The sequence below is a fragment of the Streptomyces sp. NBC_01622 genome, assembly GCF_045209635.1.
In the GTDB taxonomy this organism is placed as follows: domain Bacteria; phylum Actinomycetota; class Actinomycetes; order Streptomycetales; family Streptomycetaceae; genus Streptomyces.
In genome coordinates, this window is the sequence record NZ_CP109293.1 from 127,873 (window position 1) to 151,024 (window position 23,152).

Here is a 23,152-nt window from a genome sequence, read left to right on the forward strand (position 1 = left end):
CCGAGACGGACCGATGGTGTCAGAGTGCCGTTGAGGAGCGGAGCATCGGCAGCGAGATGAAGTCTGCGATGGCCTGTTGGCCGACGATGTTCGCGTGGATGCCGTCGCCGTTGTCGTTCACCGGGTTGGTGCTGTTCGGCCTGAGAGGGTCCTTGATCACCTGGTCGACGTCTGGTACTCCGTCGCAGGTGCCGGAGCAGGTGTTCCACTTCTTGACCCAGCTGCCGACGGTGTGGCGGTCGAGGTTGTTCTGGTCGGTGTAGCCGGGGCGCGGGGTGATGGGCGTGACGTACACCTTGATCCCGGCGGTGTGCAGGCGCTGGAAGACCGCGCGGTAACTGGCCAGGATCTGCGCCGCGTCGCAGTCGTCGGCGAGGTCGTTGGTTCCGTAGTAGTAGATGACGCCAGTGACCCCGGGCAGTGCGAGCACGTCCCGCTCCAGACGGGCTGCCGCGTCCAGGCCGACGGCGACGTCGGGCATGTGGGGGCAGGCGGCCGAACTCGTGGTGCCGCTGATGCCGGCGTTGGCGACCGCGAGTTGCCGATCCGCGGGGATTTCGCGGTTGATGCGTCGCAAGGTCGTCCGGCCAGCGGCGGTTGGTTGCCGTTTCGGTGCGGCCCGGCCGCAGTTGGTGCTGCCGACACCGTCGACGATCGAACTGCCGTACGTGACGATCGTGCCCTTCAGCGCCGTGTTGCGTACGTCGACGGCGCTGACGAGATAGGTGGACTGGACCGTCTGCGTGTACGCGTCGCCGCCGGCCTCCGCGGTGTGATCGCCCGACCCCGCCTGGGAGAGGCAGTTGGTGCGCAGACCCGTGGAGTGCTCCCCCGGCGTGGCCGTGCCGACGACGGACAAGGACACCGCGATGTCGTCCTGGGGACGGGCCGCGAGCCCGGCGGCGTCGCTCCAGACCTCGCCGCCGGGCGGGATGACGACGTGACACCGGCCGCCGAAGGTGACAGCGCGGACGGGCCCGGTGATCGCCGCGGCGTGCCCACCGCGGCCCACCGTGGCGGCGTCGATGGTCGGTGGGGTCGTACCGAAGGTGTTCTGGATACGGACGCACAACACGTCGCCGCCCTGGCTGAGATGGGTGATCATCCACAGGGACTGGTCTGCAGCGGCGTGCCGGCGAGGGACTGCTGGGACTGCGCCCAGGAGGTGAACCACGTCCGCCCGCCCCGGTGTTCGGGCATCGGGACCGAGGCGGTGCCGGCGAGCCCGGCCGCGGCGAGAGAAAGTGCCAGTACGACGAGGGCGGTAGGACGTGTTGCGGGTCCGCGGACCGGGCGCATGCGGGTGATGCCTCTCTGACGTGGGTCTGTCGGGGAGCAGGTTCAGTCGGGCAGCGCCTCTCCTCGGGTCTCGGGCGCCAGCGGTACCAGGGCCATGCCGACGACGAAGACCACGGCGGTGAGGCTGAGCGGGAGTGTCAGCGAACCAGTGGCGTGGATGCCGTAGCCGATGAGGAAAGTGCCGGCGGCGGCGAACCAGCGGGAGAACGTGGTGGTGAACGCGAAGGCGGTGGCCCGCATCCGGGTCGGGTACTGCTCGGGCAGCCAGATGGTGAATACCGCGAAGCTCGCCCCGCCGAGCCCCAGCACCGGCAGGAACGCGAAGGTCAGACCGATGGAGTGCAGCGGGTAGGCCAGGCCGTACGCACCCACCGTTCCCAGGGCCATCAGCGCGAAGAGCGCGGCCAGTGTCCTGCGACGGCCCAGACGCCCGGCCAGGCGGGGCACGCAGAAGCAGCCCAGGATGGTGAAAGCCGCCACCGTCATGGTGGAGAGGCCGGCCAGGCGCACGGTGGTGGTGTGGCCGTAACCGGCGTCCTTGGACAGGTTGTTCATGGCGGTGGGGACGTAGGTGGAGCCGGCCCACAGGCCGATGACGCAGACCACCAGGAGGACCAGGTTGCCTATGGTCCGGGCGCGGTACTGGGTGCTGAGCACTTCCCTGACCGGCTGCCAGAAGGAGCGGTGAGCTCGTTCGGCGGCCCGCTCCTTCCAGCGCTCGGGCTCTGGCGTGGTGCGGCGGATGAGGAAGACGGCGAGGGCGGGTATGCCGCCGAGGAAGAACATGCCGCGCCAGCCGAGCGTGGAGCCGAAGAGGAGGTACACGGCGGCGACGAGGAGGACACCGAAGTACGCGGCCGAGTGCATCAGGCCGCCGAAGCGTATCCGTGCCCGCTCCGGCATGACCTCGGCCAGCAGGGTGCCGGCCATGGCCCATTCGCCGCCGACGCCGATGGCGGCCAGGAAACGGAAGGCGTTCCACTCCCAGAGGTTGGTGGCTGTGCCGGCCAGGGCGGTGAACACCGCGTACATCAGGATCGAGACCATCATGGCCGGCTTGCGCCCGAACCGGTCGGCAATGGGGCCCCAGATGAAGGAGCAGCCCCAGCCGAGGAGGAACAGGGCGGCGCTGATCTGGCCGTACCAGCCGACGTTGTCGGGGGTGTCGGCGATGCCGACGCGGGGCAGGAGGTCGGCCATGGTGGGGGCGAGGACCAGCCCGAAGATGGTCCAGTTGAAACCGTCCATGGCCCAGCCGCCGAACGAGCCCCAGAAGGCGTGCCGTTGGGCCCGGGTGAGGCGGTCTGCGGCGGGGGGTAAGTCCGTGGTGCTTGTCGCGGGTTGTTCGTTGATCGTCACGGGGACCTCGATTCGAATCGAAAGGTGACGAGGGGTCAGGGCCGCTCTGCACATGCGGTCCGGTCGCAGATCGGCCGACGTTGGAGACGCGCGCGAGACAGGTGCTGAGGCCGGCCCGCATGCTGTCGTAGTCGGCGGCCGGCCCGGTGAAGGTGTGCGGGCGGTCTCCGCACGGGGCAGCGGTGCGTCGAAGGGGTGTTTCGCGGCCGGATGGCCGCCGTGGGCCGAGCGGTGATCGAGCTGATGAGAGCGGCCATGGCGTCGGCGGGGCCGGGTTCGACGACACGGGTGGTGGCAAGGCCGAACCGCAGTGCCTCGGGGCCGTCGATCGGTCGTCCGGTGAAGAGCGAGCCGGCCGTCGCGGGCCCGGTGAGCGGCGAGAGGCGGGCTGTGTGCAGGGCGGGCGGCACCAGAATGCTCCAGCGCGCGAGAGGCATTCCCAGCCGGGCGACGACGCACCGGCCGCAGGGGCAGGCGAGTTGGCGGCCCGCGCCTGGAGCGGTGCCGCGGCCGGACGCGGTGACGGGCACAGGCGCGGTGACGGGGACGGGCGCGGTGACGGGGACGGGCGACGCTCGATGGCCGTCAGCGCCCTCTCCATGGCGGCGAAACTCGCGTCGGTCCCGTCCGGTGTGGCGGAGAGCCGTTCGGGCGTGTCCGAGCCGGAACTGAAGCAGCCGCCGCCACAGCCGGAGACGACTACGCGCAGCGTACGGTCCTGGGCCAGGTCTTCGAAGACGGCGGTCTGCGCCTGCACGTCGTGGGTGCCCAGGGCGTCGGTCCGGCGTCAGGTGCCCACCCGTACGGTGGCGAACACACCGTCGCGCCGACTGCCGACCGCCGCCGAACCTGTCACTGTACGGCCCCGCTGCGTGCGGCTCCGCGAGTCCGGCCGCGCCGCAGCCGGACTCGGCCGGTAACTCGTCGGTGCACCGGCCCAGCAGTGGAGGTGCGCTACGGGTGAGGGCGGGCGGACCGCTCGGCTTCGGCGGGGAGGCGACCGCAAGCAGCGGGCCCGCCCTGGGCCGGTGCAGGACCTGCACCATTGCGCCGGCCACCGCCCGCTCACTGCACAGGGCCTCCTCTGCGGTGCCGAGCAGTGAGCAGGACATCCCGGCGGAGGTGAGCACTTCGGCCCACGGGGCCCGGCCGCTGGCGGCGAGCGCGGCCTCCAGGAGCAGGACGAGCCCGCGGCCGTGATAGACCCGCTCGGAGCCCGCGGCCGGACGCGGGGCGTCGGCGAGCTCCACGACACCCACGACCTCGGTGAACTCGCGCCACAGGCGGAAATGCTCCACCAGGACGTCGGCGCGCTCAGCCGGGCGCCGCAGGGACTCGCTCCCCCGGGCCGTCTTGTGGCCGCTGCGCACGCCGCACGTATTGCGGTTGACGGTCGGGAAGCAGGTGGCTTCGCTGGCCTGGAACGGCGGACCCCACTGGCCAGTGTCGTTGCCGTCCTTGGTGTCCTCGACCTTGACGACGTCGGCACCCGGACCGGCCGGGACCATGGTGGCGAGCGGGCCGGACCGGACGCGGGACAGGTTCAGGACGCGGATCCCGGCGAGGACGCCGTCGGGAACCGGTGCCGCTGCGGACCAGGGTGCTTCGATCGGTGCCATACCTGCGCGGCGCCTTTCTCGAGCGGGCGTTGTCCCGGTTCGGGCGGGCCTGATTCCAGGTCCTGGAATTGGCTGGACCACTGGACCAGTGGGCTGATCGGCTAGAGTGTGAGACCCCTGCGAACTGCTGTCAAGTGGCTGCGCGGAAGTCCGAACTCCTCTACTGGCAAAGGGATTTGCGCCCGTGTCCGATGCGCTGCGTCCGCTGTCACGGCCCCGCCTGTACGAGCAGGTGGTCGAGCGGCTGCGGGAGTACGTACAGAGCGAAAGCCTGCACGCGGGCGACCGGCTGCCTCCCGAACGCGACCTCGCCGAGCGGCTCGGCGTCAGCCGCACCTCCGTACGGCAGGCGCTCGTGGCCCTTGAGGTCCAGGGCCTCGTGGACACGCGGCACGGCGGCGGCACCTACCTGCTGCGCGACCGGCTGGACGCGGAGCCGCTGGAGACGATGATCGACCGGCGGCGCCGGCTGCCGGACGTCCTGGACGCCCGGGACGCGCTGGAGACCAAGCTCGCTGAGCTCGCGGCCACGCGCCGTACCGACAAGGACCTGGCGGAGATCGAGGCGGCGCTGGCCGCGATGAGGGAGGCGGTGGAACGCGGTGAACTGGGAGTTCCCGAGGACCGGCGCTTCCACGCGGCCGTGACCGCGGCCGGCCACAGCGCCCTTCTGGGCGACTTCATAGCGGAGATTTCGCTGTCCATCGCGGAAAGCCGCACGGAGTCCCTGCGCCAGCCCGGCCGCCCGGAGCAGTCCCTCGAGCAGCACCGGCTCATCGCCGACGCGGTACGTGCGGGCGACCCCGAAGCGGCCGCCCGTGCCATGCACCATCATGTGGTCACCGTCGGCCAAGTCAAACTGCTGGACTGGCAGGCAGACGACTCCGAGTGAAGCCCGCGGCCCCACCGGTGGTTTCATCAGCCAGGTCGCCGAGGCAGGAGGGGACTCCTACGGCCCACCGGCTGCCGGCAGGTTCAGGGCGATGCCCACGACAACATCCGTTGTGACGGCGGTTCCTGCTCCGTGACGCCCAGCATGTCGGCGATTTTCGGGGTCCGCTCGTCCAGCGCCGTGAAGACGTCCTCGACCATGCGTTCGGCCATGCGCGGGGCCTTCGGGCGTATCGGCGTGAACCGTCGGCGGCGTCCGGCCTTCCTCGACTCCTCCGGGGAGCCGAACCGTTCCGGCATCATGAGCACAGCCGAGTGCTGGACGCGCGGGCCCGGCACCCGCTCCAGGGACCGGGGGATCCGGGATCCGGGTGAGCAGGCCACGCAGTCGGACTCTCCGTTCCGAACACGCCGGGCGTGAAGTTCCACGACGTGATGGTCGTCTCGCTCGGCGGCCAGGGCCAGTACGAGCACGTGATCAACGAGACGGGCTCGCCGACCTCGGGAACGGACACGGTGCCGTCCACGGTGCCCTCCTACCCCTGGACCGGGCTGCCTCGTGGCCTGAACTCGGCCGTGCGGGGCGGGTGTTGCGCGAGGGCTGGACACCCGCCCCGTGCAGTGCTGTCATCCATCGACACCGCACTTTCCGTCGCTGGAAAGACAGTTGGCACAGCACCCGCCCATGCGCCGGCCCGCCCCGCACACCGGGCCGTCCGCCACCCCCGGTTCTGTCGGTACGAAGCCATGTTCTGCGTGACACCCCGTCAGCACGACCTGCTGACAACGATGTCGAACTCTCGTTGCCCATCGAAGGAGCCCCCATGCCCCACCCCGAAGACGACGTCCGCCCTCCCCTCACCACCGGACTGTCACCGCTATCCAGACGCGACCTGCTGCGCTGGGGAGGAGTGGCCGCAGCAGGTGTCATGGGCGGCCTCGGCATCGGTGAGTCGCCCGCGCATGCCGCCAACTCGGCGGCCGGCGCCGCCGCTTCGACGTTCAGTCCGCTGCGCCCACCCGCCACCCCCCTCGCCGTGCGGTCCCCGTACCTGACCACCTGGCTGGCCGGGGACAGCCTCGCCGGCACCTGGCCCACCTTCTGGAACGGACGGATCACCGCGCTGGCCGGCATCGCCCGGATCGACGGCACGCCGTACGTGTTCCTCGGCGCCCCGGCGCTGCCCGGCGGTCCGACGCTCAGCGCGATGACGCAGACGTCGTTGCAGCTCACGGCCACCCGGTCGATCTTCACGCTCACCGGGGGCGGCGTCACGCTGACGGTCACCTTCTTCTCGCCCGTGGACCTCGGCAACCTGCAGCGCCAGTGCGTGCCGCTGAGCTACATCAGCGTCCAGGCAGCCAGCAGCGACGGGGCGAGCCACACCGTCGACGTACACGTCGACGCCTCCGCCGAGTGGGTGCACGGCGACAGCTCAACTCAGGTCACCTGGGCCAAGCAGGCGACCGGCAGCATGACCGCCCTGACCTGCCAGCCGGCCTCCCCAGGATTGCTGGCCGAGAACAACGACCAGGCGTCGTGGGGTTCACTGGTGCTGGCCGCCCCCACCGCGAGCGGGCTGACCTGGCAGATCGGTCAGGACACCGTCGTACGGGCGGCGTCCGCCGCGAACGGGACGCTGGCCGGCACCTCCGACACCGCCCAGCCCCGCGCGATCAACGACCGCTGGCCCGTGCTGGGGCTCAACCAGAACCTGGGCACCGTCACCGCCTCCGCCCCCTCGGCGGTGTTCCAGATCGTCGTCGGCCATGTGCGCACACCGGCGGTGAGCTACCTCGGCACGAACCTGAACCCGTGGTGGATGCACTACTGGGCCTCGTGGACCGCCATGCTCGACTGGTTCAACGGCGACCGCACCGCCGCCCTGAGCGCCGCCGTCGCCTTCGACAAGGCGATCCACGACGACGCCGCGACCGCCGCGGGCGGCGGCGACACCGGCGAACACTACGCGGCCGTCTGCGCCCTGGCGGTGCGTCAGGCCGTGGCCGGAACGGAACTCGTCGACCGCAACGGCTCCCCGTGGGCGATGCTCAAAGAGATCTCCTCCAACGGCAACTTCTCGACTGTAGACGTGATTTACCCCGCGTCCCCCGCCTACCTTCACCTCTCGCCCGCGTATCTGCGGCTGCTGCTCGAACCGCACTTCTTCTACGCGGAACAGGCCGGCTGGCCCAAGGTGTACGCCGAGCACGACCTCGGCTCCAGCTACCCGAACGCGACCGGGCATCTGGACGGCAACGAGGAGGCCATGCCGATCGAGGAGTCCGCGAACATGCTGATCATGGCGGCGGCCGTGGCCCAGCGCCTTCCGGCGGCCGACGCGGCCTCCTTCGCCACCACGCACTACGCGATCCTCCACCAGTGGGCCGAGTACCTGGTGGCCAACGCCCTCGACCCGGAGAACCAGAACCAGACCGACGACTTCACCGGCTGGATCGCGCACAGCGCCAACCTCGCGCTCAAGGGCATCATCGGCATCGGCGCGATGAGTGTGATCGCGAAGGCGGCGTCCAACTCCTCCGACGCCGCGCACTACGAGACGATCGCCCGGGGCTACATCAGCCGGTGGGTCACCCTGGCCCAGGACTCCTCGGGCACGCACCTGAAGCTCGCCTACGACCAGGACGGCACCTGGAGCCTGAAGTACAACGGCTACGCCGACCGGCTGCTGGGCGTGGACCTGGTGCCCACCGGGGTGGCCGCGCAGGAGGCCGCGTGGTACCTGTCCAAGGCGGGCACCTACGGCGTGCTCCTTGACCCGCGCAACGACTACACCAAGACCGACTGGGAGTTGTGGACCGCGGCCTGGCTGGCCGACCACGCCGACGCCCGCACCATGCTGATCAACGGCGTCTACGGCTTCGCCAACACCACGCCCTCGCGGGTGCCCTTCACCGACTGGTACGTCGTCGCCACCGGCGCCCAGCGGGGCTTCGCCGACCGCCCCGTCATCGGCGGCGCCCTCGCCCTGATGAACGCCCCGGCGGCCGACTCCGTCTCCTGGAAACGTATCCAGAACAAGAACTCCGGCAAGCTGCTCGCCGTCAGCGGCACGTCCCTGGCCGACAGCGCCGAGGTCACCCAGTACGAGGACAACGGCACCGCCGACCATCTGTGGACCGTGGTGGACAACGGCGACGGCACCGTCAAGATCTACAACCGCAACTCCGGCAAGCTGCTCGCCGTCCACAACCAGAGCCTCGACGACGGCGCCCACGTCCAGCAGTACAACGACAACGGCACCCAGGACCACCTCTGGCGCTTCGTCGACAACGGCGACGGCTGGATGAAGATCGTCAACGTGCACAGCGGCAAACTCATGGCCGTCGACGGAGCCTCCCAGGCCAACAGCGCCCAAGTGACCCAGTGGAACGACAACGGCACCTCCGACCACCTCTGGCGGCTCGTCTGATCCAGACGGTTCCTGCCCCACACAGAAATGAAGGAGCATTCCGGCTGAAGCGGCGAGCCGACGCGACGAAGCTCGCGCCCCGGACCGAACGGGCCGCGGAGGCCCTCGGCGGTTCCTGATACGACTCGGCGCACGGCACCCTCGTCGTCGGCCTCACCGACACCGGTGGGGCCGCGGCCGATTCCGTACGGTCCACGGGCGCCATGGCCGTCCGGAGCCGGCACGTCGAGCCCCACACCAGCAGCGTGGTGGCAGAGGGCCTCCGATCGCCGAGTGGAGGCGCTGGTTGCTGAACCGGTCGATCCATTCCTCAGTGAGCGGTGTGCATCGTGAAGTTGCAGGTTGCGGGTCTAGTGTGAGTGACGAGTGGGGTACTCGCGCCGGTCGGCGGCCGATGACCATGGCGTAGATCATCGGGCATGTCCGGTTCCGGTGGATGTGCGGTTCGGCTGCGCCCGTGACCGACCGCTGCCTACGATCCGTCAGCAGGTCGGCACGCCGCGGAATCGTGGGAGGGTGCGGGACTGCAGGAGCTGGAGTGGATCGCGGCTCGTCGGAATGAACTGGACACGCTCGCCGAACGGTTGGCCATGCAGCTTCAGGAAGTCCAGGTTGAGCGGGACGAACTGGCGATCGCGGAGCGGGTCCTGCGCCGGCTGGCCGAACAGGACCGGGCTGCGCGGGAGGCCGCCGCGACCGTCGCCCCGACGGCGGCCCGGGTGGCGGGGCGGGCGGTGCTGCTCATCCCGCACCGCGGCGAGACGGGCGACGAGGCCGCGCTGCCCGCCGACTACCGCAAGATCCTTGCGATCGTGCGGGCCGCCGACGGGCCGGTGCAGGTCAGGGCGGTCGGCGAGGAGTTGGGCCTTGAGGTGACGGTGCGCGGGAAGCTGGAGCCGCTGCGGGCGAAGATGACCAAGCTCGCTGACCGCGGCTGGCTGCACAAGCGTCCCGACGGCAGGTTCACCGCACGCTCGTAGGCGTAGGGAGGCGGGCGCCGACGGCGCGCAACTGGCGGGCCCCCGGCGGCAGTTGAGTTTGGTGTGAAGAAAAACAACCATCCCGTCGAGGGCCCTGACGGCCTTGTCTGCACCGCCCGCCTGCCGCTGTCGAGTGCCACCCTGAACTGGCTCGCCGACCTGATACGCGGCCACTGCAAGAAGATCAGGTCACGGTGGCGGGCCCTGCCCGCCGGGAAGATCGCCGCCATCGCGCTCGCGGTACTGCGCTGTGACCAGCGGCCGGGCGACCTGGCCGGCGGCAACGGGATACACCGCACCACCGTGACCCGGTGAGTCAGGGAAGTCGTCGGCCTGCTGGCCGCCCGCGCCCCGCGCCTGGACCGCGCCCTCAAAAAGATCGCCCGCAAGGGTGGCGGGATGGTGCTGCTGGACGGCACGCTGATCCGCACCCGGCGGCGCACCGGCAAAGAGAACCGGAAGAACTACTCCGGCAAGAGCAAATGCCATGGCCTGCTCGTCATCGCGCTCACCGACGACCGCGGCCGACTGCTGTGGGTCTCGGCGGCCCGGCCCGGACGGACCTCGGAGATCACCGCCTGCCGACACGACCAGCTCACCGCCCGCCTGCGGGCCGCCGGCCTCGGCGCCATCGCCGACCTGGGCTTCGTCGGCCTCGACGACAGCGGTCCCGACGCCGACCCGGCGGTGATCACCGGCTACAAGGCCGCCCGGAACCGGCCCCTGACCCGCGGCCAGAAGCTGTCCAACACCGCACTGGCAGCAGTCCGGGCACCGGTGGAGCACGGCTTCGCCCACCTCAAGAACTGGAGGGTCCTCGGCAAGGTCCGAACCTCCCCATCCTGGGCGACCGCCCTGGTCAGGGCCCTGCTGGTCCTCACGAACCGCGAAGCTTCCCGGTGACCGACGATCTCCACCGAAGTCACCCGCCAGCGACCAGCACGAGCACCCCGATGCCCACGCACACCAGACCCGTGACCAGCAACTTCAGCTCGCACACCGCTCAATGCTCGTCGCTCACGTCGGTCTTGTAGGGCTTGTGCTCGCTCACGGTGCTCAGCCCAACATGCCCATGGCCGCCGACCGGTCGGGGTACCGCACCGCCACACGTTCAGGTGACGGCAAATCTCCTATGTACTTTCATTCCGCCCTCTCAGATTCGCGGACCGGTCAGGCCGTTGATGAGTGCGGTCAGCAGCACGGTCATGCGGGGCTCGAAGTCGACGTGTGCCGAGGCCAGTTGAGGCACTCGCTCATACAGGAGCTCCAGGGTCTCCCCAGGGTTCGCGTACTGCCAGAAGGCGGGAGCCAGCGCGGTGGCGGCGGCCACGACCTCGCGTCCGTCCGCCCGAGAGAGGGCGGGCAGCGCCCGGTGGAGGGCATCGGCGAGTTCGTCGACGACCCGGACCGCGGCGCTCTTGTACTCGTGCAGGCAGTCGATCGGAACCTCGCGTTCCAGGGAGACGGCCGCATGGGCGAGGAGGTCGCAGAAGAGTGAGTGCTCCGCGAGGGAGGCGGCGATCGAGCGGGCAAGGCCGTTTGCGTCCAGCGGCCCGGCTCCGGTGAGCTGCTCGGTCAGGTCCCGCGACCACGCCTGCCACGACGCGGTCGCCAGGCGCAGCAGGATCTCCTCGCGCGAGGAGAAATAACCGCGAACGGCTGAGGCGTGCACGCCGGCCCGCTGGGCGATCCCCTTCAGCGTCACCGTTCGGGTTCCGCCCGACTCCGCGAGTTCGGCGGCCGCCTGCAGCAGGTCCCGGGCACGACGCTCCCGATGCTCGGGCGAGCGGGCTCGCTGGAAGGCGGGAGGTTCTGTCGTGTCCATGGAGTCGAGTTTAACGCACTCGGTTTGCGTTGTTAGCGCAACTCAAGTGTGCTAACTTAAGGCAATCGAGTTGCGCAAAGCGCCAACCGTGGACGAGGAGACATCCATGAGCGAGCAGGTCTGGTTCATCACGGGTAGTTCGCGCGGTCTGGGCCGCTCGGTAGCGGAGAAGGCGCTCGCCGCCGGTCACCGGGTCGTCGCCACCGCCCGTCGTACCGAGGCGCTGGACGACCTGGCAGCCAGGTACGGCGACCGGGTGCTGGCGGTCGAGCTGGACGTCACCGACCCGGCGCAGGCCCAGGCCGCGGTCGACACCGCGGTGCGGGCGTTCGGGCGTATCGACATCGTGGTCAACAACGCGGGCTACGCCGACATGACCCCGATCGAGGAGGTCACCCTCGATGCCTTCCGTGCGCAGGTCGACGCCTGCTTCTACGGCACGGTCCATGTGACCAAGGCGGTGCTGCCCGTCTTCCGCAAGCAGAACAGCGGCTACTTCATCCAGGTCACCTCGATCGGCGGCCGGCTGACCGCTCCGGGCCTGGGCGCTTACCAAGCCGCCAAGCACGCGGTCGAAGGGTTCTCCGGCGTCCTGCACAAGGAAGTCTCGCCCCTCGGCATCCGTGTCACGCTCGCGGAGCCGGGCGGCATGCGCACCGACTGGGCCGGTTCCTCGATGGAGATCCCCTCCTTCGACCCCGCCTACGAGCCGACGGTCGGCGCTCAGGCCAAGCACCTGCGCGGCTGGACCGGCACCGAGCCGATCGACCCGGCGAAGGTCGCTCGTGTGTTCCTGGACCTCGCCGACAACCCCGAGCCCCCGCTGCACCTGGTGCTCGGCGGCCACGCCGTCGACTACATCGCCGAAGCCACGGAGCAGCAGGCGGCCGAGGACGCCGAGTGGGCGGAGATCGGACGTTCCGTCGACTTCACCGGCTGAGGGCCGCACCCCGCCCCGGTTCCACCATTCCCGGGCACCGGAGACCCGGCCCCGGCACACGTTAGGAGACAGGCATCATGAACACTGCGCTGGAAGGCAAGGTCGCCCTCGTCACGGGCGCCGGCAGCGGCATCGGAGCGGCGACGGCCCTCCTGCTCGCCGAGCGGGGGGCTGACGTGACCCTCGTCGGACGCCGCAAGGACAAGATCGACGAGGTGGTCACCCGGATCCGTGCGGCCACCGGCCGTGAAGCGCTCGCGGTGGCCGGCGACGTCGCCGTGCCGGACGACCTCGAACAGGCCGTCTCCCGCACCGTCGACCGGTTCGGCGCCCTGCACTACGGCGTCAACAACGCCGGAATGTCCGGCTACTTCGAGCCGCTGCACGAACTCAGCACCGAGAAGTGGAACCGAGTGCTGGGCGTCAACCTGTCCGGCCTGTTCCACGGGATGAAGTACGAGATCCCCGCGATCCTGGCCGCCGGCGGCGGCGCGATCGTCAACGTCTCCAGCGTCTTTGCCGACCGCGGCGGTCCCACGCCCGACTACTCCAGCGCCAAGCACGCGATCCGCGGCCTGACCCGCACGGCGGCCAAGGAGTATGCCTCCCAGGGCATACGTGTCAACGAACTCCAGCCCGGTGTGATCTCCACCGAGATGACCGCGGCCCATCCCGAGGAGGCACAGAAGGTCGCCGACAGCGGGATCCCCATGCGCCGAGTGGGCACCGGTCACGAGGTCGCGACGGCGATCGCCTTCCTGCTCTCGGACGACGCCTCCTACATCACCGGGGCGCGCCTTGCGGTGGACGGCGGCTTCCTCGTCTGAGACCCCGGGCGGCCCCCGGGACGGGGACGGTGCCGCTCTCGCCGGCCGGAGCCGGCCGCATCGTCCCGGGCCGCCCGCGAGGCGGCCGACTCCGCCCCTGCTCAGCGCCTGACATGGCAGACGCGGTTCGTGAGTGTCTCGGCAGCCAGCCGCAAGTCGCGCAGACCCGCCTCGGCGGCGATCGTCTGGCCGACCCGGACCGGCCGGGCATCGGCAGCTGGAGCCACGGCGGATTCATGACCGCGTGGGCCGCAGGGCGCGGCGACCGCTTCAACGTGGCGGTCATGTGCGCAGGGATCAGCGACTGGGCGATGCTCGCCGGTACCGGTGACTGGGGAGCGCAGGACAGCGCGCTGGCCGGCGGCTACGGCTGGCAGGGGGCCGACGCAGTGCGAGCACGCGTGGGAGATCCAGGAGGCATACGGCTACCACCTCTACGAGGACCACGCCGCGGGCCGGAAGTTCCGGGCGTTCCTGCACGGGCGGGCCTGGACGGCGCACGCCGAGGGCCCGAAGGCATTGTTCGATCACGCGGTGGGCTGGTTGCGTCGGCATCGGGTGCTGCTGCCCGGGGTGAGTGCGCTGGCCCGGCAGGTCGCCGAGGTTCGGCGGATCGCGGACAAAAGGCTGCACACGACGGTCGCCAAGGCGGCCCGGCGGGCCGATCCGGCTCAGACCGGGGACCTAGTGGGCGTATCGGGACGGAATGGAGGACCAGATCGGATCGCTCGGCCTGGTTCTGGACGCCGTGGTGCTCTGGACGACGCAGTACATCGACGCCGCCGTCGCCCAGCTCCGCGCCGAGGGGCCACGAGATCCGCGACGAGGACGTCGCCCGCCTGTCCCCGCTCAAGCACCGCAACCTCAACGTCCTGGGCCGCTACAGCTTCAATGCCTCCATCCCTGCCGGCGGGAGCCTGCGGCCGTTGCGCGATCCGCAAGCGGCCGGGCTCGACGACGATGAGAACGGTGGGCAGGACTGACCGGGCGGTGGCTCAGAGGGCGAACTCGACGGGTTCCTTGCCCTGCGTGACGAGGCTCTTCCACAGGTCGCTGGGGTTGCCGGTGGAGGCGTTGCGGAACTCCTCCCAGTACCAGTCGGCGCCCAGGAGCTGCTTGACGCGGGGTACGGCGACTCCGTCGGGCCCGGTGTAGTAGCGGACCTTCTCGATCCTGCCGTCGGTGACCGCCTGATAGATGGCCTTCGCGGTCACGGCCGGGCTGGAGCCGGTGCCCTGCATGCTGAAGAAGCGCTGCATGCCGGACTGGTAGTCCTCGGGAATGTCGCCCGCCTGGTCGATCTTTGTGAAGATGCGTGTGGCGTGGGCGCCCGGGAAGACCGCCTTGACCGAGACGCCGAAGTCGGCCATCTCGACGTTGAGGCCCTCGGAGAAGGCCGCGACCGCGGCCTTGGAGGCGGCGTAGACGGCGGTGTAGGGGTAGCCCTGGTCGGCGCTGATCGAGGAGATGTTGACGATCACGCCGGAACGCTGCTTGCGGAAGTGCGGCAGGAAGGCTTTGGTCAGGGCCATCAGGCCGAAGACGTTGGTCTGGAACTGGTCGTGGATCTGCTCCATCGATGCGGCCTCGACGGGGCCCATGTGGTAGTAGCCGGCGTTGTTCACCAGCGCGTCGATGCCTCCGAACTGGGCGGCAGCCTGTTCGGCGAAGGCAGTGTCGGCGCCCTCGTCGTTGACATCGAGCAGGAGGGTCTTCACGTTCGGCAGGTCGTTGTGGATGGCGAGGTCCGTCTCCTTGCGGACGGTCGCCACGACGTTCCAGCCCTGGGACGCGAACAGGCGGACGCTGTCGCGGCCGAAGCCGGAGGTGGTGCCGGTGATGACAACGGTGCGGTTCATGAGGGGGACTCCTTCGTGACTTTCTGTGCTGGATCGGTAGATGTGCGTCTGCGCTCGGCTTGAAAGGGAGAGCGCAGACGCTTCGCGTCGGCTCCGCAGGTCGCCGTTCGCAAAAGTCCTCTCGAAACCGGCGTGTGGTGCGAGGCACTCCTGAGAGGCTGCCGCCATGGATCTCAGTGCGTTGTGGCAGACCGGATCTTGTTCGAGACGTGCGGTGCGGGGGACCGTCTGGACGGAGGTGCGGGTGCGGCCGCGGGTATGAAAGAACGGGCCCTTTGGTAGTGACGCGGTTACGACACCCAGCACAACCAAGGAAGCCCGTTGCTCGATCGGTTGAGCAGCATCTCTGTGCCTGCGTCCACCGCGGTCATCCCTGCGTGTGCCCGTCCCCGACCCCTGCCGTTGGCCGGACAGGCCCGGTCCACGAACACTGCGGTGCCGCCTCCGACGATGGCACTGCTGCGGGCTATTCGACGTTCTGGTTGGCGGCGACGGCGCGTTCGAGGAGGGCGGGGTCGGCGAGGGTGGCGGGGTGGCGGAGCATGTAGGAGACGTCGTTGAAGGAGCGAGCGACGCTGCCGTCGACGGTGCTTGCGCCGATGACCTGCTGAAGTGCCCAGCGCTGCCGGCGTACGTCCTCGGGGGGCTCGACGCCGGCCAGCGCGTCGAGGCGGGCGCTGTCGCCTCCGGCGGATACCGCCCATGCCGCGTCGACAACCAGTTGCTGCAGGGCGAAGAAGTCGGTGGCGGGCCGGGTGAGGTCGGGGTCGCCGGCGAGGTATGCCGACAGGCAGGAGCCGTGGAGCGCGGCTGAGGACATGCCCTGGCCGTAGACCGGGTTGAAGGAGGCCACCGCGTCGCCGACGACTGCCAGGCGTGCGGGGAAGCGCTCCAGGCCGGTGAAGTGACGCCGCCTGGATTCGGCCTGGTGGTAGGTGACGATGTCGCGGGTGACGGCGCCGGCGGTGGCCTGGGCGAAGACCGGGGGCAGTGCGGCGCAGGCCGCGCGGAAGTCGTCGATGGTCCTGCCGGGCCGGTCGTCTCCGTAGCCCATCAGCATGACGAGCCACTGCTTGTCCTCGACAGCGTTGGCGGCGGCGACGGACACCCCGTCGGGCCCGGCTCCCGGGCTGCAGAGCGCCAGTGCGCAGGGCACGTCGAGGTAGGTGGACTGCACGTCGCGTTCGAACAGGGCGGTGGCGTAGTTGATGGGGCTTTCCAGCCGCTCCAGGGCGGGCTTGTCGTAGCCGTCCTGGCTGATCCACTCCGAGAGCCTGCTGCCGCGTCCCATCGCGTCCACGACGAAGTCGGCCGCCAGGGTGTGCTCGGCGGTGCCGTCGGTGTAGGAGACGGCGCTGACCGCGCCGTCTCGGTATGACAGGCCCGTCGCCCGGCCCCGCACCAGGGAGACGCTGGGCCGGGCCAGGACACGGGCACGGATGCGGGCTTCGAGGAAGGGCCGGCTGCAGGTGAGCAGGTGGTGATCGGCGTGGCTGGGCGCCTGCGGGTGACCGTCGAAGGCGGTGAGTACCCTGCCCGCGCCCGCGTCGGCCAGGACGGCTCCCATGTCGAGTGCTTCCTGGGTGAATCCGGGCAGCCACCGCTCGACCCATCGGTGGCCGGCTGGCAGCAGCGTGTGCACCTGGTGGTCCTGCGGCACACTGGGACGTGACTGGCCTGTGGCCGACAGCTCGTCGCGCTCGATGATGACGACACGGCGTGCGTGGTCGGACAGCACGCGCGCTGCCAGCAGCCCGGCGATGCTGCCGCCGATGACGCAGGCGGTGTCGAGCTTCGGCGTAGAGGCAGCGGGTGGTGCTGCCGCAACGAGTCCGTCGAAGGCGGATATCACAGAGTCGGACATGGGCGAAGTTCCTTAGCGGGACGGGCCGTTGCACGGCGTGCAGGGTGAACCAGGAACACGCTAGGGTCCCTCACGTGCCGCGACATTGCACCTGCGTGCCGACGGCGATGGACTTTTGTGCCATCGTGCGTGGACCGGCAGTGGCTCCGCCCACGGCCGACCGCAGGTGTCGGCATAGCGGGGTGAGCCAATCAGGAGGTGGTACGACGCCATGCAGCCCGATGACGGCCCCGGCCGGTTCACCATCGACATCACCGTGCCCTACGCCGATCAGAGCAGGAACGACGTCCTGCTCAGCGAGTGGCAGCGGCAGGCCGGCGGCCTGGTACCCGCGCCTCCGCTGAGTCTGCCGCGGCGCAGCGAGGGGGCGTACTCGGTGCGTATCAGGCAACGTCCGATCGGGGGCCTGGTGGTGGAGGACCAGTACAGCGACGCTGTCACGGGCAGCACCGGAGGTCCCAACGGCCACCTGGAGGACCGGGTGGTGCTCCACGCGACGTTCCGGGGGAGCTGGCTGTTCACCTCGGCGCGCCGGACGTCGATGGTCGGCGCGGGGCTGCTGTGCGTCCGGCGCAACGACGCGCCGTGGGACTTCGAGGTTCAGCGGGGCACGCGTGCGCTGATGCTGCACGTGCCGGCCCGGGACGTCGATCTGCGTGGTCCCGGCAGGCTCGCCACAGCCGCGCAGGACACGCTGGCTGCCCGGTTGCTCCTGGCCCACCTGCGCACGTGTGCCGACCTGCCGGGCGATCCGGGCCACGCGGCGCGCAACGCGACGGTGGAGTTGCTGAACGGCATGCTGCGGGGTCAGGGCATTGACGACGAGGCATTCTCCCATGCCCTGGTGACCGCCGCGAAGGAATGCATTGAGGTCCGGCTGCTCATCGACGCCGATCTGACTCCTCGGGTGATCGCCGCCGCGCTGCACGTATCGGTGCGGACCATGTACCGTGCCTTCGCCCATGAGGGGACGTCCGTCATGGGCTACGTACGCCGGCGGCGCCTGGAGCGCGCCAGAGCGGAGCTGACCTCGACCTGCTGGACGCTGTCCGAACTCGCCGCACGCTGGCACTTCGGCGACAGCAGCCACTTCATTAGGGCCTATGCCAAGGAGTTCGCCGAGACTCCGTCGGCCACCCGCCGCCGAAGCCTGTTCAGCCGGAGAGGCGAGTGAACTCATTGCGCAGATCGATGATCAGACCGTCCGGACCGACTGTCCTGTGTTCAACTCCGGCTACGGTGATGACAGTGCCGTCTGTCATGCGGGCCGCGCACACCCATTGAGCGGTGTGCGAGCTGAAGTTGCTGGTCACGGGTCTGGTGTGCGTGGGCATCGGGGTGCTCGTGCTGGTCGCTGGCGGGTGACTTCGGTGGAGATCGTCGGTCACCGGGAAGCTTCGCGGTTCGTGAGGACCAGCAGGGCCCTGACCAGGGCGGTCGCCCAGGATGGGGAGGTTCGGACCTTGCCGAGGACCCTCCAGTTCTTGAGGTGGGCGAAGCCGTGCTCCACCGGTGCCCGGACTGCTGCCAGTGCGGTGTTGGACAGCTTCTGGCCGCGGGTCAGGGGCCGGTTCCGGGCGGCCTTGTAGCCGGTGATCACCGCCGGGTCGGCGTCGGGACCGCTGTCGTCGAGGCCGACGAAGCCCAGGTCGGCGATGGCGCCGAGGCCGGCGGCCCGCAGGCGGGCGGTGAGCTGGTCGTGTCGGCAGGCGGTGATCTCCGAGGTCCGTCCGGGCCGGGCCGCCGAGACCCACAGCAGTCGGCCGCGGTCGTCGGTGAGCGCGATGACGAGCAGGCCATGGCATTTGCTCTTGCCGGAGTAGTTCTTCCGGTTCTCTTTGCCGGTGCGCCGCCGGGTGCGGATCAGCGTGCCGTCCAGCAGCACCATCCCGCCACCCTTGCGGGCGATCTTTTTGAGGGCGCGGTCCAGGCGCGGGGCGCGGGCGGCCAGCTGGCCGACGACTTCCCTGACCCACCGGGTCACGGTGGTGCGGTGTATCCCGTTGCCGCCGGCCAGGTCGCCCGGCCGCTGGTCACAGCGCAGTACCGCGAGCGCGATGGCGGCGATCTTCCCGGCGGGCAGGGCCCGCCACCGTGACCTGATCTTCTTGCAGTGGCCGCGTATCAGGTCGGCGAGCCAGTTCAGGGTGGCACTCGACAGCGGCAGGCGGGCGGTGCAGACAAGGCCGTCAGGGCCCTCGACGGGATGGTTGTTTTTCTTCACACCAAACTCAACTGCCGCCGGGGGCCCGCCAGTTGCGCGCCGTCGGCGCCCGCCTCCCTACGCCTACGAGCGTGCGGTGAACCTGCCGTCGGGACGCTTGTGCAGCCAGCCGCGGTCAGCGAGCTTGGTCATCTTCGCCCGCAGCGGCTCCAGCTTCCCGCGCACCGTCACCTCAAGGCCCAACTCCTCGCCGACCGCCCTGACCTGCACCGGCCCGTCGGCGACCCGCACGATCGCAAGGATCTTGCGGTAGTCGGCGGGCAGCGCGGCCTCGTCGCCCGTCTCGCCGCGGTGCGGGATGAGCAGCACCGCCCGCCCCGCCACCCGGGCCGCCGTCGGGGCGACGGTCGCGGCGGCCTCCCGCGCAGCCCGGTCCTGTTCGGCCAGCCGGCGCAGGACCCGCTCCGCGATCGCCAGTTCGTCCCGCTCAACCTGGACTTCCTGAAGCTGCATGGCCAACCGTTCGGCGAGCGTGTCCAGTTCATTCCGGCGAGCCGTGATCCACTCCAGCTCCTGCAGTCCCGCACCCTCCCACGATTCCGCGGCGTGCCGACCTGCTGACGGATCGTAGGCAGCGGTCGGTCACGGGCGCAGCCGAACCGCACATCCACCGGAACCGGACATGCCCGATGATCTACGCCATGGTCATCGGCCGCCGACCGGCGCGAGTACCCCACTCGTCACTCACACTAGACCCGCAACCTGCAACTTCACGATGCACACCGCTCAGTGGTGACCCGCATGCCGACTGCGACGTGATGAGCCCGCGTGGCCGAACCTGCCTACCGGCAGAATCGGCTCCATGAACTCCCGCTCCTCGTCAGCGAGTTGCACACACGTCACACATTCAAAGTCGGCAACCATCACACACCCACACATGACCGAGCCCGCATTCGAACCACCCGGCAACTCACCCCCGCCGGCCCAGCAGCAGGCCATTGCCGCTCCTGACACCCGCACCCTAGGGTGGCGATCATGCGAAGTGGAGCCGCCGATCGCGCCCAACCGGTCCTGACCACCGAGCGCCTGGCCTTGGCGCCGCTGGTCCCGGACCGCACCGAGGGACTTGTCGCGTTGTTCGCGGACCCGCAGGCCAGCCGCTAGGTCGATGTTCCTCTCATGAGAACCATCTGACCCTCTGTCAATACAATCCGCATCTCGGGGGAACCGCATGGCGCACATAAACGCCAAGCTCAGGGCCGACCGCTCGGCACCCGCCCACCGCACCGGCGTGGGCCGCGCCGCGCGATCTGGTCACGCCCAGCCCTGAGCCAGACCTGAGTGGACCCCTTCGACACCCAGTGCACCGAGGGGTTGTGGCGAGAATGCGCCGACATCCGCACGCTGCCGTGCTCTCGGGCGGATCCGCGACGGCGGGGCGCCGGGCGCGGACGGCCACAGGTCACCCGGGCCGCCGCCTGGCGTTCCCGGCTTGCAACGTCCCCGGACGAGGAGCGCGGCCGTGACGGCGCGGAGTGACCCGGTGCGAGGACGGCGGGCCCGGGCGCCGCCGCAACCTCCCCGCCCACCCAGGTCACGGCCACCCGGCCGTGTTCCCGGCCCGCCCGGCCAACTCGGCCGGATCGAGCCGGTGCGGGGTCACAACCCCGCGCGGTCGGCACGTGTCTGACCTGTCAGGAGCAAGACACTCCTAAGACCATAAGGGGGAAATATGAGATTCAATCATTCCATTCTCGCCGGCGCCGCAATGGCGGCCCTGGCAGTCGGCGCGACGACCGCTGTGGCCGGCCCCGCCTCCGCAGCACCGAACACCACTGCGCAGAAGGTCTGCGGAAGCAGCTACAAGACCGTCAATTCCGCGCCCGTCGGCACGCAGGGCACCGTCTACCTGACCTACAACGCTTCCAACGGCAAGAACTGCGTCGCGACCATCCGCACCAACCCCGGCGCCGCGCGCGACATGGGCGCGTGGATCTACGTCTCCGACACCGGTGAGTACGCCCAGGACTATGGCGTGTACACGTCGTACGCCGGACCGGCCTATGTCCAGGGCAAGGCCCACTGCGTCGACTGGGGCGGCCACATCGACAACGTGTACGTCTACGTGACGGGCTCCAACTGCTCCGCGCTGAAGGAGCACCGGGTCACCACGGTCCGCTGACCCGCGGAGCGCTGCCGCGGTCCGGCCCACTCCCGTCGGCCGGGGGTGGGCCGGACTCCGTCACCGGCCCCGATGCCCCTCGTCCGTCGTCCCCGCGCCGACGAGGGCAGCCCCCGGCCGCAAGCGGTGGAACCATGTCCGTGACGCGGGCCTCCCGCACCCCACCCCTCCACCTCCGCGACCTTGTCCGCGACCCGCGCGCCGCTCAGCCCGCCCCTCCCCGCTACCTTCTTCGTGGCTCCGCAATTCGGCCTCCGGCCTTCGGGTCCCGTATGACTTCCCGCTGCTGTTGTTGATGATCCGGGGGGTGGTGTCACCGGGTCCGGAGGCATCGACGGACCGCTGATGAGGGGCTTGGAACCGAGCTTGGGGCCGTTCCGCCCAATGCCAGGCCATGGTCGTCTTGCCGGCCCCGGGCAGCCCGTCCAATACGCCGACGCTCAACTGCGCCAAGCCCGCCTTTCGCGTGTCCAAGGTCTGGTCCAGCGCCGCGAGTTCGGCCGTCCGGTTGCTGAACGGGACCATGGTGACGGGTACTTGGTCGGGCAAGGCGTGAGTACCCGACCCGGACGGTGCGGGCTGGACGTTGAAGGTGATGCCGCCGTGGATGCGTGAACCCTGGAACGCCGGCCCGTAGTTCACTCTTCCGCTCACGACGCTGGCGAACGAGCGTGAGGCCTCCGGCTCCAGTTCGGACAGCAGCCCGTCCAGGGCCTGTGCCGCGCCGGGATCCTCCCGGAAGATCTCCTCCAGCCGCTGCTGCCACCGGGCCTGGAGGTCCGCCCGGGCACTGTCGCTCCCTGCCGCCCGGGCAGCGACCGCCGCCTCAAGTTCCCTGTCGGCGTCCCCGCCCGCATCCCGCCGTGCGAAGAACCGGGCCAGGGTGCCTTTCGTCCGCTCCCCGCGACTCCGAAACCATCAGGCCGACCAGCGTCGTCGCTCCCGACGTCGCAAGCGCCGCCAACCCGGTTCCCACACAGCTCCCTTCACACATCCAACCCACCGGGCATACACCCCTGAAGCACACCTACTTCACCGCGCCGCTGAGCAGTCCGCCCACGTAGTACTTCTGCAGCAGCAGGTAGATGACAACGCAGGGGACGATGGTCACCGCGACGCCGGCCTGCAGGACTCCCCAGTCGACACTTCCGAAGCTGCCGCTGGCGAGGACGCCGAGGCTGACCGGGAGCGTGAACTTGTCCTGGTCGGTGATGAGGATCAGCGCCGCGAAGAACTCGTTCCAACAGGCGAAGAAGGTGAGCAGGGCGGTCGTGACGACGCCCGGTACGGCGACCGGCAGGACAACCCGGACCAGCGCCTTCAGGATGCCGCAGCCATCGATCAGCGCGGCTTCTTCGAGACTGCGGGGGACGGCCGCGAAGGAGTTGCGCATCAGGAACAGCCCGAAGGGGAGCTGGAAGGTGGTGTAGACGGCGGCCAGTCCGAGCAGCGAGTTCTGAAGGCCGAGGTTGTTGAGGAGCAGGTAGAGCGGGGTGATGACCGCCTGGAAGGGGATCATGAAGGTGGCGAGGGTGGCGTAGAAGAGGATGTTGCTGCCGGGGAAGCGCAGCCGCGCGAAACCGTAGCCCGCGACCGTGCTGAGAACCACCGTCGCCAGTGTGGCGCCCAGGGAGACCAGCAGGCTGTTGCCGGCGCTGGCCACGATGTCGATCCCCGTGCCACCGCCCAGGGCCCGGAAGTTGTCCAGGGACAGCCGGTGCGGATAGGGGGTGGGTGGCGCGGCGGCGGCCTCGCCCGGTGTCTTGAGGCTCTGCGAGAGCATCACGTACAGCGGGTAGAGGAACAGCACGGCCACGCTGGCGCAGACGGCCCACCAGGCGGCGCGCGGCAGTGACCGGCGGATGGCAGCCACCAGGTTCCTGGAGTCCGTCTCCACCGGACGTCTCCC

At 69.9% G+C, this 23,152-nt stretch carries 20 protein-coding genes and 4 pseudogenes; 11 read left to right on the forward strand and 13 right to left on the reverse strand.

The features are described from left to right. Nucleotides 1-19: 19 nt before the first annotated feature. The 4 genes from OH768_RS00610 to OH768_RS00625 are packed head-to-tail and all read right to left on the reverse strand — an operon-like array spanning nt 20 to nt 4,277. On the reverse strand, nt 20-1,105 hold the full coding sequence (locus tag OH768_RS00610; protein WP_406448871.1) for a GDSL-type esterase/lipase family protein: 1,086 nt from the start codon (nt 1,103-1,105) through the stop codon (nt 20-22). Next, nucleotides 1,102-1,299: a hypothetical protein gene (locus tag OH768_RS00615; protein ID WP_406448873.1), complete on the reverse strand. Its 198-nt coding sequence runs from the start codon at nt 1,297-1,299 to the stop codon at nt 1,102-1,104. Before OH768_RS00615 ends, OH768_RS00610 begins: the two co-directional genes overlap by 4 nt. A 42-nt stretch (nt 1,300-1,341) precedes the next feature. Further along, nucleotides 1,342-2,658 (reverse strand): MFS transporter, encoded by a 1,317-nt coding sequence (locus tag OH768_RS00620; protein WP_406448874.1) that lies wholly within the window; start codon nt 2,656-2,658, stop codon nt 1,342-1,344. 35 nt (nt 2,659-2,693) lie between these two features. Continuing rightward, nucleotides 2,694-4,277, reverse strand: coding sequence for a CoA transferase (locus OH768_RS00625; protein ID WP_406448876.1), 1,584 nt, complete (start codon nt 4,275-4,277; stop codon nt 2,694-2,696). A 184-nt stretch (nt 4,278-4,461) separates the two neighbouring features. On the opposite strand from OH768_RS00625, the gene OH768_RS00630 reads away from it, so the two are divergent. Beyond that, nucleotides 4,462-5,169: a FadR/GntR family transcriptional regulator gene (locus tag OH768_RS00630; RefSeq protein ID WP_406448878.1), complete on the forward strand. Its 708-nt coding sequence runs from the start codon at nt 4,462-4,464 to the stop codon at nt 5,167-5,169. A 161-nt stretch (nt 5,170-5,330) separates the two neighbouring features. Here OH768_RS00630 and OH768_RS00635 read toward each other — a convergent pair. Next, nucleotides 5,331-5,559 (reverse strand): annotated as a pseudogene (locus OH768_RS00635) (IS110 family transposase); the annotation flags it as partial. Nucleotides 5,560-5,992: 433 nt separating this feature from the next. On the opposite strand from OH768_RS00635, the gene OH768_RS00640 reads away from it, so the two are divergent. The 3 genes and pseudogenes from OH768_RS00640 (at nt 5,993) to OH768_RS00650 (ending at nt 10,485) form a co-directional block, all read left to right on the forward strand. After that, nucleotides 5,993-8,602: a glutaminase domain-containing protein gene (locus tag OH768_RS00640; protein ID WP_406448880.1), complete on the forward strand. Its 2,610-nt coding sequence runs from the start codon at nt 5,993-5,995 to the stop codon at nt 8,600-8,602. Between the two features lie 524 nt (nt 8,603-9,126). Then, nucleotides 9,127-9,582 (forward strand): hypothetical protein, encoded by a 456-nt coding sequence (locus tag OH768_RS00645; RefSeq protein ID WP_406465086.1) that lies wholly within the window; start codon nt 9,127-9,129, stop codon nt 9,580-9,582. A 63-nt stretch (nt 9,583-9,645) separates the two neighbouring features. Further along, nucleotides 9,646-10,485, forward strand: a pseudogene (locus OH768_RS00650) (transposase family protein). Nucleotides 10,486-10,735: 250 nt separating this feature from the next. On the opposite strand, the gene OH768_RS00655 reads toward OH768_RS00650, so the two are convergent. Next, nucleotides 10,736-11,407 (reverse strand): TetR/AcrR family transcriptional regulator, encoded by a 672-nt coding sequence (locus OH768_RS00655; protein WP_266501868.1) that lies wholly within the window; start codon nt 11,405-11,407, stop codon nt 10,736-10,738. A 106-nt stretch (nt 11,408-11,513) separates the two neighbouring features. Here OH768_RS00655 and OH768_RS00660 point away from each other — a divergent pair, with 106 nt between their 5' ends. Together OH768_RS00660 and OH768_RS00665 are read left to right on the forward strand one after the other, a co-directional pair. Next, nucleotides 11,514-12,347 (forward strand): SDR family NAD(P)-dependent oxidoreductase, encoded by an 834-nt coding sequence (locus OH768_RS00660; RefSeq protein ID WP_266501871.1) that lies wholly within the window; start codon nt 11,514-11,516, stop codon nt 12,345-12,347. A gap of 77 nt (nt 12,348-12,424) precedes the next feature. After that, nucleotides 12,425-13,174 carry an SDR family NAD(P)-dependent oxidoreductase gene (locus OH768_RS00665; protein ID WP_406448883.1) on the forward strand — a complete coding sequence of 250 codons (750 nt, stop codon included), beginning with the start codon at nt 12,425-12,427 and terminating at the stop codon, nt 13,172-13,174. A gap of 101 nt (nt 13,175-13,275) precedes the next feature. On the opposite strand, the gene OH768_RS00670 is transcribed toward OH768_RS00665, so the two are convergent. After that, entirely contained in the window at nt 13,276-13,401 is a 126-nt protein-coding gene (locus OH768_RS00670) for a hypothetical protein (RefSeq protein ID WP_406448885.1), read from the reverse strand. 163 nt (nt 13,402-13,564) lie between these two features. On the opposite strand from OH768_RS00670, the pseudogene OH768_RS00675 reads away from it, so the two are divergent. Both OH768_RS00675 and OH768_RS00680 read left to right on the forward strand, forming a co-directional pair. Continuing rightward, nucleotides 13,565-13,867, forward strand: a pseudogene (locus OH768_RS00675) (DUF4158 domain-containing protein); the annotation flags it as partial. Further along, nucleotides 13,866-14,157, forward strand: a pseudogene (locus OH768_RS00680) (Tn3 family transposase); the annotation flags it as partial. The pseudogenes OH768_RS00675 and OH768_RS00680, both read left to right, overlap by 2 nt. A gap of 12 nt (nt 14,158-14,169) precedes the next feature. On the opposite strand, the gene OH768_RS00685 reads toward OH768_RS00680, so the two are convergent. After that, nucleotides 14,170-15,033 (reverse strand): SDR family NAD(P)-dependent oxidoreductase, encoded by an 864-nt coding sequence (locus tag OH768_RS00685; protein ID WP_266501879.1) that lies wholly within the window; start codon nt 15,031-15,033, stop codon nt 14,170-14,172. Nucleotides 15,034-15,499: 466 nt separating this feature from the next. Next, the gene (locus tag OH768_RS00690) at nt 15,500-16,897 is read right to left on the reverse strand and encodes an FAD-dependent oxidoreductase (RefSeq protein ID WP_406448887.1); all 1,398 of its coding nucleotides are present in this window, start codon (nt 16,895-16,897) and stop codon (nt 15,500-15,502) included. A 211-nt stretch (nt 16,898-17,108) separates the two neighbouring features. Here OH768_RS00690 and OH768_RS00695 point away from each other — a divergent pair, with 211 nt between their 5' ends. Then, on the forward strand, nt 17,109-18,071 hold the full coding sequence (locus OH768_RS00695) for an AraC family transcriptional regulator (protein ID WP_406448889.1): 963 nt from the start codon (nt 17,109-17,111) through the stop codon (nt 18,069-18,071). Here the strand turns inward: OH768_RS00695 and OH768_RS00700 are convergent. The 3 genes from OH768_RS00700 to OH768_RS00710 all read right to left on the reverse strand — a co-directional run bounded on the left by OH768_RS00700 (nt 18,052) and on the right by OH768_RS00710 (nt 19,640). Continuing rightward, a complete protein-coding gene (locus OH768_RS00700; protein WP_406448891.1) occupies nt 18,052-18,210 on the reverse strand; it encodes a hypothetical protein in 159 nt (52 codons plus the stop codon). The two genes, OH768_RS00695 and OH768_RS00700, sit on opposite strands and share 20 nt — an antisense overlap. Nucleotides 18,211-18,281: 71 nt before the next feature. Continuing rightward, nucleotides 18,282-19,121 (reverse strand): transposase family protein, encoded by an 840-nt coding sequence (locus tag OH768_RS00705; protein ID WP_406448893.1) that lies wholly within the window; start codon nt 19,119-19,121, stop codon nt 18,282-18,284. 63 nt (nt 19,122-19,184) lie between these two features. Beyond that, entirely contained in the window at nt 19,185-19,640 is a 456-nt protein-coding gene (locus OH768_RS00710) for a hypothetical protein (RefSeq protein ID WP_406465088.1), read from the reverse strand. A 456-nt stretch (nt 19,641-20,096) separates the two neighbouring features. Between OH768_RS00710 and OH768_RS00715 the strand changes: the two genes are divergently transcribed. After that, nucleotides 20,097-20,225: a hypothetical protein gene (locus OH768_RS00715; protein WP_406448895.1), complete on the forward strand. Its 129-nt coding sequence runs from the start codon at nt 20,097-20,099 to the stop codon at nt 20,223-20,225. Nucleotides 20,226-20,793: 568 nt separating this feature from the next. Further along, on the forward strand, nt 20,794-21,243 hold the full coding sequence (locus OH768_RS00720; RefSeq protein ID WP_406448897.1) for a spore-associated protein: 450 nt from the start codon (nt 20,794-20,796) through the stop codon (nt 21,241-21,243). Nucleotides 21,244-22,270: 1,027 nt separating this feature from the next. Here OH768_RS00720 and OH768_RS00725 read toward each other — a convergent pair. Continuing rightward, on the reverse strand, nt 22,271-23,140 hold the full coding sequence (locus OH768_RS00725) for a carbohydrate ABC transporter permease (RefSeq protein WP_406448899.1): 870 nt from the start codon (nt 23,138-23,140) through the stop codon (nt 22,271-22,273). Between the last annotated feature and the right edge of the window lie 12 nt (nt 23,141-23,152).

Excerpts from the sequence above, each read along its gene's own strand:
- OH768_RS00610 (WP_406448871.1), bottom strand. The coding sequence starts at position 1,105 with ATGATCACCCATCTCAGCCAGGGCGGCGACGTGTTGTGCGTCCGTATC.
- OH768_RS00615 (WP_406448873.1), bottom strand. The coding sequence starts at position 1,299 with ATGCGCCCGGTCCGCGGACCCGCAACACGTCCTACCGCCCTCGTCGTA.
- OH768_RS00625 (WP_406448876.1), bottom strand. The coding sequence starts at position 4,277 with ATGGCACCGATCGAAGCACCCTGGTCCGCAGCGGCACCGGTTCCCGAC.
- OH768_RS00640 (WP_406448880.1), top strand. The coding sequence starts at position 5,993 with ATGCCCCACCCCGAAGACGACGTCCGCCCTCCCCTCACCACCGGACTG.
- OH768_RS00655 (WP_266501868.1), bottom strand. The coding sequence starts at position 11,407 with ATGGACACGACAGAACCTCCCGCCTTCCAGCGAGCCCGCTCGCCCGAG.
- OH768_RS00660 (WP_266501871.1), top strand. The coding sequence starts at position 11,514 with ATGAGCGAGCAGGTCTGGTTCATCACGGGTAGTTCGCGCGGTCTGGGC.
- OH768_RS00665 (WP_406448883.1), top strand. The coding sequence starts at position 12,425 with ATGAACACTGCGCTGGAAGGCAAGGTCGCCCTCGTCACGGGCGCCGGC.
- OH768_RS00685 (WP_266501879.1), bottom strand. The coding sequence starts at position 15,033 with ATGAACCGCACCGTTGTCATCACCGGCACCACCTCCGGCTTCGGCCGC.
- OH768_RS00690 (WP_406448887.1), bottom strand. The coding sequence starts at position 16,897 with ATGTCCGACTCTGTGATATCCGCCTTCGACGGACTCGTTGCGGCAGCA.
- OH768_RS00695 (WP_406448889.1), top strand. The coding sequence starts at position 17,109 with ATGCAGCCCGATGACGGCCCCGGCCGGTTCACCATCGACATCACCGTG.
- OH768_RS00715 (WP_406448895.1), top strand. The coding sequence starts at position 20,097 with ATGCGAAGTGGAGCCGCCGATCGCGCCCAACCGGTCCTGACCACCGAG.
- OH768_RS00720 (WP_406448897.1), top strand. The coding sequence starts at position 20,794 with ATGAGATTCAATCATTCCATTCTCGCCGGCGCCGCAATGGCGGCCCTG.